Here is a 12,175-nt window from a genome sequence, read left to right as displayed (position 1 = left end):
ATGCGACAGCCGGGATGAAAAACCTTACAGCGCCGGCGGCGGGGGTGGCGGTGGGGGAGGCGCCATCATGTCGCGCAGCCGTGCGGATAATTTTCCGGCCTCATCATAAGCGTTTTTCACCGCTTCACGCTGGTCAGGGGTCAGCACGTCGTGGATGGCGATCAATTCCGCCACACGCTGCTGCTCCGCCTGCTCATGCAGCGCGATTTTCTGCTTCACAAGGTCGTCAACGGCCTTTTTATCGACATCACCCTTCACTAGTAAGGCAGCCGAGATCCTGTCATCCACGGCACGGTCATCATTGTGACGGGCCATGACCTTATCGCGATTGGCTTCCATGATCATACGGATTTTGTTATTCTGCGCCGGCGTCAGATGCGCCTCATTCTGGATCAGGGCGGGCAGAGGCGGTGCATGCATCATGAGCGGCGGAGGTAAAGGCGAAACTGCTATCGCCGGCATGGCAGTACATGCCATCGTCGCCACGGCAAGGCTGGAGAAAATTTTACGGAATGGCATCAGACATTTCCCTCTGAAAAAGCCGGTCGCCTGTATGGCCGACTGATTTTGAAAGATGGACGTCAAGTTGCAGGCAGACAACTCGGGCGATCTCATCGCCACGCATCATCAGGTTCATCATCCCGATGGCAGAAACGCTATTACGCCCTGCCCGCATCGTTACATGAATAGCGTTAAAATAAAACGTCTGCGGGACGCTGAGAGATCACGGGTTTTCCGTGACCTTTCACAGGGAAGCGATATAACGCTTGGCAGTGAGAATTTAAAAGACGATCAGCTAATTGACGCCCCCCAGCGGACGGCGTCATCAACAATTTGCGAAGACCGCTCCCGGAAGCGGCGCCGAAGCGAGACCCATGCGTGAACAATATCCCCTCCTGAACCGCCTTAAATTGCGACATCTCCGTCTGATCATCGAGCTGGAAGCCACGCATAATCTGCACCGCACGGCAGAGCGCATGAATTTGTCCCAACCCTCCGTAACAAAACTCCTTCAGGAAATTGAGTATGCCCTGAAAGCGCCCCTTTTCCGCCGGACATCTCAAGGCGCTTTGCCGACAGCTCTGGGTGAAATGGTCGCACGTCACGCGCAATTGATGATCAATGACGTCATCCGCCTTCAGCATGATGTGGACGCCATGCGGTCAGGGACGGCGGGAATGGTCAGGATCGGCGCGATCGTTGCCGCTCTGCCTGAGCATGTCTCCCCCATCATTGCGCGGGCGCTCGACACGCATGCACAATTGAGCGTTTCCCTTACCGTGGGATCGAGCGATACATTGCTGCAGGCGCTTGAAGCGGGGCGCGTTGATTTCATCGTGGCCCGTCCCTCCTCCACACGCATTTCTGCCCAGATTGAGGCCCACATCCTGTCGCAGGAGCCTTTAAGCATCGTCGCCGCGCCGCGTCACCCCCTTGCTGACGCGTCATTATTGGAGCTTGCCGAACTGGGGGACGCGCGATGGATCCTGCCAGAGGCGCATAGCCCTTTACGACGCGCTATCGACGCGACTTTCGCCCTGGCCCGGTTGCCTCCGCCCCGCCAGGCAATTGAGACATCGTCCATGATGGCGTCGCTTGACCTCCTTCAGCACAGCGCCATGCTCGCCTTCATGCCGACAAGTATCGCACAGATGTTTGAAGAGGCGCATATGCTCCGCCGCCTGCATGTCCGGCTTGATGACCATCTTGGGTGCTACTCCCTGATCACTTTGAAGGAACGCCCACTTTCAGCCGCAGCGACTTTCCTCTCTGACGCCATCAAAACCGGATTGATCAGGAATTGTGATCAAACCTTAACTTCTTGAATTGCCGCCACCGCTGTTTCTGCGGGGCGGGATGCGTTTAAACTGGAGACAGCCCCACGTCATTGCCGGCGTGGCATGCCGCGATCTCAGCCGGAATCACGCGGAGCGGGATTATGCGGCAATCTGAAGAAGAGGAAAAACGCGATGGGACGGAAGCCCCCTTATAACCGACATAACTGGCCGATCGCCGCGGGCATGAATCAATATCCCAACACCCTGCCGGATGGAAGCTCCGTGCAGGATCAACGGCCTGAAGAATGGGCCTTGGCCGTCCAGGATGTCGCGGATGCCGGTTTCACGGAAATCGACCCGACCGATTCATGGATTCGACTTGCGGACCTCGAACCCGTCCGGCGGCGGGAATTTCTGGATGTCGTCAAAGGAGAGGGCCTGACCATCCCGGCCATCACGACAGCGCGGCGTTCGATCATCGACCCAGAGCATGGTGATGAATATTTCGCTTATATGCGCCGCGTGATTGATGTTGCGGCTGAAATCGGCGCGGCGGAGGTGTCGATCGGTTTTTCACGCCCCTTTAACGATCAGCAGAAAAAGGCCTTGTGGTTCTGGACGACACAGGGGCCGAAAGACCCGGATGATCCGGCAATTTGGAAAAAAGCGGTCGACCGCATCAAGGAGCTTGGCAGACAGGCTGCGGCACTTAAAATTGGTATTTCTCTCGAAATCTATGAAGATACTTATCTCGGCTCTGCCGAGAGCGCCGTGCGCTTCACGCAGGATGTTGACTTGCCCAATGTCGGCATCAATGCTGATATCGGTAATCTTGTGCGCCTCCATCGACCTATGACGCATTGGCGTGACATGATGGTTAAACTCGCGCCTTATGCACGTTACTGGCACGTTAAAAACTATCTACGCACGGAAGATGAAGATAGCGGGCTTGTCGTCACCGCCCCTGCCCCGATGGAAACCGGCGTCATCAGCTATCGGGAAGCCATCCGGATGGCCATCGCGCATGGTTTTCAGAGCGCTTTTCTGTGTGAGCATTATGGCGGTGATGGGCTGAGCGTTTCGGCGCGTAATCGCGAATATTTGCGACGCATCCTGCCGAAATAACGTTCTACGCTCTACCCACGCGCTCATTTGGCACCGCGTCGAGCTTTAACTCGGCGCGGTTTTTATTTTGTGCCGCGCGATATAATCGGATATTTCACGAGGCGCCACAGGCTTGGCTGGACTTTAACAGAGATTCACCGTAGATTTAATTAATCATACAGGAATCTTTGTAGAAAAGGCCCCTTTCCTTGGCAAATTTCCGTCACGCAAAGATTTTCCTCATCGGGCTGTCAACGATATGCGCGGCGCCGCGCACCGCTTTCGCACAGCTGAATGACTTCGGCACCCGTCAGCGGGCAGACCTTGCGCAGCCCCCCGTCCCACATCGCCCGCCGCAGCGCACGGATGACCATCGCCACTTATTTGGAGACTGGGGCGGTGCACGGACATGGCTTCTGGATCGCGGGGTCGATATCATCCCCGCCTATATGATGGAAGCCGCGGGAAATACGTCCGGGGGCGTCTCTCAGGGTTCCGCCTTTACGGGACGGTTCGGTATCGATTTTGAAATTGACTGGGGCAAACTTGGCGGTATTCACGGGCTTAAATCCCATACGCTGATCATGTCGAAATCGGGCCGCGACCTTTCTGCCGACCGTCTGGGGCATGACCCTTATTCCGCCACGGAGCTTTATGGCCGTATCGGCACATTGGTGAAATTGCAATTCGCCTATCTGACGGAAGACCTGATGAAAGGCCATCTACAACTTGCAGCAGGACGGATGAATCAGGGGTTTTTCTTCGACACGTCACCCGTTTACTGCATGTTTCTGTCACTCTCCATCTGTCCTGTTCCGCGCGTTCTGCCGGGCGCCAACCCGGCGGGGTTTTACACGAAATCGCGCACGAATTGGGGCGGCTATGTGCGTTACCGACCGGTCAGCCCGGTCTATGTGCAGATCGGCGCATTCGAGGTCTCATCCAATCATGGCGGTATCTCGGGGTTTGACTGGTCAAGCCATGGGACGAATGGCGTAAATTTTCCGTTTGAAATTGGCTGGCAGCCCGGCGGTGGTCTGGGTCAGCGTTCCAGCCATATCGCATTAGGCGGCTATTACGACACGGCGCCAGTGGGGAATGTCTATTGGGACCGGAACAACCAGCCCCGCGCCCTGACTGGCGGACCTGGTTTGACCACGCGAGGGCACACGGCTTTCTGGGCACAGATTGACCACATGATCAAACGTAATACGCGCTCAAATATTGGCGGTCTTATCGTTTTTGGGAATTTCACACGATCAGACCCCGGCCTCTCCGCTTTCAAACAGCAGGCAACAATCGGGTTTGAAGATGTTGGCGAGATCCGCAGCCGACCGAGAGACGGGTTTGGGGTGCAGGTGACCTACGCATGGGTCAGCAATGCCATGCGCGCGCGGCAGGCATTATATTTTGCCCGAAATGGCCACTTCCCGCCCGGCCTTTACAGCGCCCAATCCTATGAAATGATTATTGAAGCGCAATATAGCTACCATCTTTACCGCGCTGTGGATCTGCAACCTGATTTTCAATATATCGTGCATCCGAATTCCCAGGCCGGGCTGAAAAATGCTGTCATTTTCGGCGGACGGGCGCGCGTCAATTTCTGACGTTTGCTGATGCGTGCTCGCAAGGTAAGGTCGCTTCTCTTATGGGGACAGATCATCACGATAAAATAGAGGTTATGCGCCTTTTCAGACCCATGACGGAACTCATCTGACGGTTTAACGACCCTCTCATGCAATGAGCGATTAAATATTCGATCTTACACAATCACTTATATGAACGCACGAAATCGTAATTCTATATAAGGCCGACACTTCTGGACAAAAAATAATTTTTACCGTTAGTCTCAAACATAATGGATAAATCATTTCGGGAACGGTAACCGAATTTGATAAAATTCCCGTGCGTTCTCATTTTCCTTCTCGGTCTTCTCCTGACAAGCACGACACCACAACGCGCTGTAGCCCAGATCAATGATATTGAGGCTCGGCAACGTTCCGTCCTGGCTCAACCGCCTGTTCGTCACCGCCCTCCCCTGACAACGGACGACCATGAGCATCTTCTGAGAAGCTGGTGGGGCGGGCGGGTATGGTTGATGCAACATGGCATCGACATCGTGCCTGTTTACATGTTGGAGGCTGCTGGCAATGTCTCTGGTGGCCTCTCCCATGGTTCCGCTTATACAGGACGGTTCTGGGTGGATCTGGAGATCGACTGGAACAAGCTTGCCGGTCTTAAAGGGCTGAAATCCCATACAGTTTTCGTGTCAAATTCCGGCCGGAACCTGTCCAAGGATCGACTCAATAATGATCCCTACGCCGTCCTGCATCTTTATGGACGTCTTGGCACATTCGTAAAGCTGCAATTCGCCTATGTCACGCAGGATCTGATGAAAGGCCACCTGCAGATCGGGGCAGGCCGCACCAATCAGGCGCTTTTTTTTGATTCGTCCCCGCTATACTGCATGTTTCTCTCCAAAGCCATTTGCAGGGTGCCGCGCGCTTTAACCGGGTCGAATCCCAATGGGTTTCATTCGACCGGCAGGTCAAATTGGGGGATCTATATTCGTTACCGGCCCATAACGCCGTTTTACATGCAGGTTGGCGCGTTTGAATCGACGCCGCTTCATGGGGGCGCATCCGGATTTAACTGGTCTTTTCGTCAGACGAACGGCGTCAACCTCCCTTTCGAAATCGGGTGGCAGCCTGGCGGAAGCGTGGGTGAACGCTCAAGCCATTTCGCGCTTGGAGGATATTACGACAACGCGCCCGTCAATGACGTTTACTGGGATGATCTCGGCACGGCGCGGGTGCTGACGGGCCTTCCCGGGCGGCAATCCCACAGCCATACCGCTATGTGGGCGCAATTTGATCATATGATCAAACGCAACACGCCCTCCAATGTTGGCGGGCTCATTATTTTTGGTAATTTTACGCGGACCGATCCGCATATTTCGGCCTTCAAACAACAAGCCACAATCGGGTTTGAAGATGTCGGCGAGATACGCGGCCGACCGAAAGACGGTTTCGGCGTGCAGATCACTTATGCATGGGTCAGTGATGAGATGCGCGCAGGGCAGAAGCTGCTTTACGCGCAATTCGGTCGTTATCCAGCGGGACTTTATAGCATCCAGTCCCATGAAATGATTTTTGAAGCACAATATAGTTACCACGCGCATCATGCCGTCGATCTTCAGCCCGATTGTCAATATATCGTGCGCCCCAATTCCCAGGCCGGGATCAGAAACGCTATCGTGATCGGCGGGCGGGCACGCGTCAATTTTTGACTGACGTTGGAAATATCTGTCGCGACGGGACTTTTTTTTCAAACAAACCCGTTTCAACGTTTGTGACGCCCGTTGGAAGCTACGCTCCAGGGCGCGCTGCGTTGCGTACCTCAATCCCTCATTTCGACCTGGAAACGTCTCCCGACAAAAATCTTGTTCTGGACAAGTAATGATTTTCTATTTATTTTAATGTTTTTCTGCCACCAGATCGTTGCGTTTCGCGCAAATGATCGGGGTGCGTCCATTGTGCGCGATCTGTATTATTTGAGTAAACACTCTATTTTTCTGTATTCGCTTCACTGAGAATGTATTCGTAGGAAATTCATCTGGACGAGATAAAATTCTATTGTCAGATTTGGCGTTAATAACAATTCATCTTGGGGAAGGAAAACCGGATTTGAGAAAATATCCGTGCATGAAGTTTTTCTCTATCGGCATTTTTGCGATGAGCACGGTCTCGCAATCCGCCAAAGCCCAGATCAATGATTTTGGCGCCCGGCAGAGATCCGACTTGGCACAGCCCCCGGTGCAGGATCGTCCACCCCAGGTCACGGATGACCATGAACATCTTTTAAAAAGTTGGTGGGGCGGGCGGAACTGGCTGATGAAACACGGTATCGACGTTATACCTGCCTATATGCTGGAAGCTGCCGGCAATGTTTCCGGCGGCCTTTCCCAGGGCGCCGCTTATACAGGCCGTTTCGGGATTGATCTTGAAATTGACTGGGCCAAACTCGCCGGTCTCCGGGGGTTGAAATCACACACACTCTTCGTGTCCAATTCGGGCCGGGACCTCTCGGCGGATCGCCTTAATAACGACCCCTATTCCATCATGGAGCTTAATGGCCGCATTGGCACATTTGTGCGGCTGCAATTCGCTTATGTCACGCAGGATTTGGCGAATGATCACCTCCAGATCGGGGCCGGGCGTGCCAATCAGTCGCTCTTTTTCGACTCATCGCCCCTTTACTGCATGTTTCTCTCGCTCGCTATCTGCAGGGTGCCGCGCGCGCTGACCGGCGCCAACCCGGACGGATTTTACTCCGGCAGCAAGACGAACTGGGGTGGATATGTGAGATATCGTCCCGTCACTCCCTTTTACATGCAGGTCGGCGCATTTGAAGTATCGCGATCCCATGGTGGCGCTTCCGGGTTCAGTTGGTCCATCCGTGAGACAAACGGGGTTAATCTACCTTTCGAAATCGGATGGCAGCCGGGCGGCGGCGCCGGGGAGAGGCCCAGCCACTTTGCGCTTGGCGGTTACTATGATCATGCCCCGGTCCATGATGTTTACTGGGATGATTTTGGCAATGCCCGTATCCTTTCCAGGCTTCCCGGGCGGCGGTCTCACAGCCATACCGCCTTTTGGGCGCAATTTGATCATATGATCAAACGCAATACGGCCTCCAATGTCGGGGGGCTGATTATCTTCGCCAATTTCACCCGGACCGACCCGAATATTTCAATTTTCAAGCAACAGGCCACGATCGGCTTTGAAGATGTCGGTGAAATCGGCACGCGGCCGAAGGATGGTTTCGGCGTGCAGGTGACTTATGCCTGGGCCAGCCATGCGATGCGGTCAGGTCAGAAGCTCCATTACAGACAATATGGCCGTTACCCGGGAGGGCTCTACAGTGCCCAATCCTACGAAATGATTATCGAGGCGCAATATAGTTTCCACCTTTATCGCGCCGTCGATCTTCAACCCGATTTTCAATATATCGTGCACCCCAATTCCCAAAAAGGAATTCGGAACGCCACCGTCTTTGGCGGCCGCGCGCGCGTGAATTTTTAGCTCATGGCTTTGGAGTTCCTGCAATGACGAAACTGATCCGCCTCTGCTGTCGCGCCCTTTTTGGCCAGATCGTCCTGGCCACCTTACTGGGCGTGCTGCTCGGTTGCGTCGCACCGGAGACAGCCATGGCCTTCAAACCCTTGAGTGACGGCTTCATCAAACTGATTTCGATGATCGTCGCGCCCCTCATTTTCTGCGTCGTCGTGCAGGGAATCGCGAGCGTCGATAATTTGCGATCCGTTGGGCGGATTGGCCTCAAAGCGCTGATTTATTTTGAGGTGATGACGACATTCGCGCTGATTTTCGGGTTGTTCGCCGCATGGCTGCTGGGACCGGGACGCGGCATGCATATCAGGTTGGACGCGCTCACAGGGGCGGATATGAGTCTCTATTCCGGCCGCGCGGCGACATTGGTTCAAGGTGGATTCACCCCCTTTTTGCTTGGCATTATTCCGCGCAGCCCGGTCGCTGCTTTTGCCGCAAATCACATGATTGAAGTTCTCTTTTTCGCCGTGATTTTCGGCGTGGCCCTCTCCCTTATCGGGGAGGAAGGCCGGCCTGTTTCACGCCTGATTGACGCGCTGACGAAAATCTTTTTCCAGATCATGCGTCTGATCGTGCGCGTCGCGCCACTCGGCGTATTCGGCGCCATTGCTTATACGGTCGGGCATTATGACCTGCATGTGCTGGGGCGCCTGGTCGCGCTTGTCATAACTTATTTTGTGACGGTGATCCTCTTCATCATTTTGTGCCTCGGCAGCGCGCTGCGTTTTTGCGGTTTACGCCTCTTCCCCCTCATAAAATATTTCAGGGAGGAACTGCTGATTGTCATGGCGACGGCCTCCTCCGATGCGGTTCTGCCACAGGTCATGCAGAAATTAGAGGCCCTCGGCATCCGGCGTGACGTGGTGGGACTGGTGATCCCGGCAGGATACTCATTCAATCTGGATGCGTTATCAATTTACATCGGCATGGCAGTGTTGTTTCTGGCGCAGGTGACGGGGATATCTTTGGGGTTAGGGCAATTGGCGCTGATACTCTTCACGGCTCTGATCACGTCAAAGGGCGCGCATGGTGTCCCCGGCACGGCCATCGTCATTCTCGCCGCGACATTGGCCGCTGTCCCGGTCATCCCTGCGATCGGGCTTGTGCTGATCCTGTCTGTCGACTGGTATCTCGGCATTTGTCGCGCCATGGGCAATGTCGTCGGCAATTGCGTCGCCACCATTTTTGTCGCGTCATGGGAAGATGAGCTGGACGTCTCCACCGCGCAACGCCGCCTGACCTCAGGAAAATAAGCCTTTCGAAAGGTTTAATCTTCTCTTATCCGCGTCTCTGCCTATAATAGGCATGAAGGAAGAACGGGCTCAAAAATGATGGATCATCAGGCGCCAGAAGGCATTGACCTGCTCCTCTCAACGGCGGGTGGCGCGCGCGCGATTGCCCGATGCGACTTTCTGGGGCGCTGGCCCTATAGCGACCATAAATCAGGGTTATTCCGTCCATTTCTTGGCCAGGGCTTTGAGGCCAGCGCTACACGCATCCTGGAATGGATGCGCGAAGCGGGGATGGAAGCGGCTTTTGACCCGGCCTGTAACATTATCGGCCGCTATGAAGGCCTCTCGCCCGATGCACCCGCTTTCATGATTGGCTCCCACATCGACAGCGTGCGGGATGCAGGCCATTATGACGGCATGCTCGGCGTTATGCTGGGGATCGAACTCGTCGATACATTTCACAAAGCGGGACGGCGCTTCCCCTTTGCGCTGGAGGTGATGGGTTTCGGGGATGAGGAAGGGTCACGCTTTCCCACTTATATGTTGGGCTCTCGCGCCCTTGCCGGATTGCTGCCACCCCACGCCCTTAATGCGCGTGACCCGGACGGTATGTCCATTGCCGAAGCCCTCGCTGAATGGGACGTTGACCCTAACCATTTCGCAACGGCGCGGCGTGCGCCGGAAACGCTGATCGGTTATCTTGAGCCACATATCGAGCAGGCACCTTATTTATATGAGCAGGATCTTCCCCTCGCTGTCGTCAGTTCGATTGCGGCGCAGTCCCGGTTTTACGTCACGCTGACAGGCCAGGCCGCCCATGCCGGGTCAGCCATGAAGACGCGGCGTGACGCCCTGTCAGCCGCGGCGGAAATGATGCTCGCTATTGAGAGGACTGCGCAAGCCGGCCCGGATGACCTTGTCGCGACATGTGGCGCTTTCACGACGGACACAGGCCCGGCCACCAACATCGTGGCGGGGGAAGTCACGTTCAGTATCGACCTGCGTGCGGCGCACCGTGAAACCCGTGACAGCGTCGCGGTGACGCTTCTGGACGCGCTGCAATCCATCGCTGACCGTCGCCATATCACTATGGAATTTGAAGAACGTCACAACCTGCCCGGTGCCACATGCGACCCGACATTATCCTACATCCTTGCTGAGTCCGGGCGGGACGTCACCGGGGCTCCCCTGCCCTTTCTTGTCAGTCAGGCCGGGCATGACGGTATGAATGTGGCCGCCATCGCCCCGATTTCCATGGTTTTCATCCGATGTGAAAAGGGAATCAGCCATAACCCGGCGGAAGCCGTTCGTGCAGGGGACGTCGCCCTCGCGCTCGAGACGATGCGACGCTTTATTGAGAGACTGGAGCTTTTTAATGATGGCAAATTCGAGTTTAAATAAGCCTTATTTCAGTGATATTGACCCCCCGACACGGCTTTTGATGGGGCCGGGCCCGGCAAATGTTCACCCACGTGTTCTGCGCGCCATGAGCGCCGACGTGCTGGGCCAGTTTGACCCGGAAATGACCCAATATATGAATGAGACGATGGCGCTCTACCGGGAGGTCTTCAGAACGAAAAATAAATGGACGTTTCTCGTCAATGGCTCCGCCCGCGCCGGGATTGAGGCGGCCCTCACCTCCCTTCTTGAACCGGGCGCGCGCGTTCTCATCCTGCGTGCCGGGCGCTTCGGGCTGCTGCTTTCAGAAATCTGTGAGCGGATAGATGCTGAAATCCATTTGATCGACCTGGCATGGGGTGAGGTCGCGACGCTCGCGCAGATTGAAGAGGCCATCAAGGCCGTTAAACCCGCCGTTTTTGCCTGTATTCATGGCGACACCTCCACGACAACCGCGCAACCTCTTGAGGGGGTGGGCGCGCTTTGCAAAAAATACGGCGTGATGTCCTATGTCGACGCGACCGCCACGCTGGGCGGCATGGCTGTTGAAACAGATGGATGGGAAATTGACGTCGTTTCATCCGGTCTGCAGAAATGTATGGGCGGCCCGCCCGGCAGCGCCCCGATTACGATTTCCGACCGCGCGGCGGATTTCATTTTTTCACGCAGGAAGGTGGAACTGGGTCTCAAAACGAAGGACTCAGCTGCAGGTGCCCGCCCCTTTATCCGGTCAAATTATTTCGACCTTGCCATGATCATGCAATATTGGTCAGACCGGCGGCTTAACCACCATACGGAAGCCACCTCGATGCTTTATGCATCACGGGAATGCGCGCGCGTGGCGCTCGAGGAAGGGCTGGAAGCGCGTTTCGCCCGCCATCGGGACTGTAAGGCCGAAATGGTGCGCGGCGTCGAGGCGCTCGGCCTCAAATTATACGGTGATGCGGCGTCACGCATGGCGAACGTGACGGGAATTTACGTGCCCGCTCACCTTGATGATGAGACGGTGCGAACACGTATGCGTGATGAGCATGGCATTGAAATTGGCACGGCGTTCGGACCGTTAGCCGGTAAAATCTGGCGCATCGGGGCCATGGGTCATAACGCCCATTTATCCAATGTGCGCCGGGTGCTGGCCGCCCTGGAGACCTGTCTCAAATAAAAATTGCGACGGATAAGGCAGTTCAGCGGCAGCGGCGTCACGTCGCTGCCTGACGTTTGACCGCGGGCATTTCGCGTTTTGGCGACACGCGCTTGCATCAATCCTTCTGACATGAACGCTGCGCAGAAGTCTGATGAGATTTGGCGACGACAAATCGAACGCAGATTTCAACAATATTCGTTCAGGCTGAGCCCCTTTGACGCGGGGCAAATCTGAGGTAAGAAAAATAGAAGTGAAGATACACTCAAGGCATAAAGACATCATGATTGTTGGTTTTTTTGGATGCTTAAAAAGGAATCTCCCCCGTTGGTTGCCCAACGAGGGATAATCCTTCACAGAGAAATTTAGGTAACTCTGTTACCGTGGATTCCC

The 12,175-nt window shown here is 55.2% G+C and carries 9 protein-coding genes; 8 read left to right on the top strand and 1 reads right to left on the bottom strand.

From position 1 onward, the window contains the following. Positions 1-24: 24 nt before the first annotated feature. On the bottom strand, positions 25-519 hold the full coding sequence (locus CGLAMM_RS05935) for a Spy/CpxP family protein refolding chaperone (protein ID WP_418115482.1): 495 nt from the start codon (positions 517-519) through the stop codon (positions 25-27). 356 nt (positions 520-875) lie between these two features. Between CGLAMM_RS05935 and CGLAMM_RS05930 the strand changes: the two genes are divergently transcribed. From CGLAMM_RS05930 to CGLAMM_RS05895, 8 genes are all read left to right on the top strand, one after another. After that, positions 876-1,826, top strand: coding sequence for a LysR family transcriptional regulator (locus tag CGLAMM_RS05930; RefSeq protein ID WP_394820140.1), 951 nt, complete (start codon positions 876-878; stop codon positions 1,824-1,826). Positions 1,827-1,970: 144 nt separating this feature from the next. Then, positions 1,971-2,903 carry a sugar phosphate isomerase/epimerase family protein gene (locus CGLAMM_RS05925; RefSeq protein ID WP_394820139.1) on the top strand — a complete coding sequence of 311 codons (933 nt, stop codon included), beginning with the start codon at positions 1,971-1,973 and terminating at the stop codon, positions 2,901-2,903. A gap of 188 nt (positions 2,904-3,091) precedes the next feature. After that, the gene (locus tag CGLAMM_RS05920; protein WP_394820138.1) at positions 3,092-4,489 is read left to right on the top strand and encodes a carbohydrate porin; all 1,398 of its coding nucleotides are present in this window, start codon (positions 3,092-3,094) and stop codon (positions 4,487-4,489) included. A gap of 284 nt (positions 4,490-4,773) precedes the next feature. Beyond that, entirely contained in the window at positions 4,774-6,171 is a 1,398-nt protein-coding gene (locus tag CGLAMM_RS05915) for a carbohydrate porin (RefSeq protein WP_394820137.1), read from the top strand. Between the two features lie 415 nt (positions 6,172-6,586). After that, positions 6,587-7,966 carry a carbohydrate porin gene (locus CGLAMM_RS05910; RefSeq protein WP_418115481.1) on the top strand — a complete coding sequence of 460 codons (1,380 nt, stop codon included), beginning with the start codon at positions 6,587-6,589 and terminating at the stop codon, positions 7,964-7,966. 23 nt (positions 7,967-7,989) lie between these two features. Continuing rightward, entirely contained in the window at positions 7,990-9,264 is a 1,275-nt protein-coding gene (gene dctA, locus CGLAMM_RS05905; RefSeq protein WP_394820136.1) for a C4-dicarboxylate transporter DctA, read from the top strand. Positions 9,265-9,339: 75 nt separating this feature from the next. Next, the gene (locus CGLAMM_RS05900) at positions 9,340-10,644 is read left to right on the top strand and encodes an allantoate amidohydrolase (RefSeq protein WP_394820135.1); all 1,305 of its coding nucleotides are present in this window, start codon (positions 9,340-9,342) and stop codon (positions 10,642-10,644) included. Next, positions 10,622-11,803: a pyridoxal-phosphate-dependent aminotransferase family protein gene (locus CGLAMM_RS05895; RefSeq protein WP_394820213.1), complete on the top strand. Its 1,182-nt coding sequence runs from the start codon at positions 10,622-10,624 to the stop codon at positions 11,801-11,803. Before CGLAMM_RS05900 ends, CGLAMM_RS05895 begins: the two co-directional genes overlap by 23 nt. The last annotated feature ends 372 nt before the right edge of the window (positions 11,804-12,175 follow it).

Source organism: Sorlinia euscelidii, assembly GCF_036452135.1.
GTDB classification, from domain to species: Bacteria; Pseudomonadota; Alphaproteobacteria; order Acetobacterales; family Acetobacteraceae; genus Sorlinia; species Sorlinia euscelidii.
This window is presented reverse-complemented; position numbering and strand designations above follow the sequence as displayed.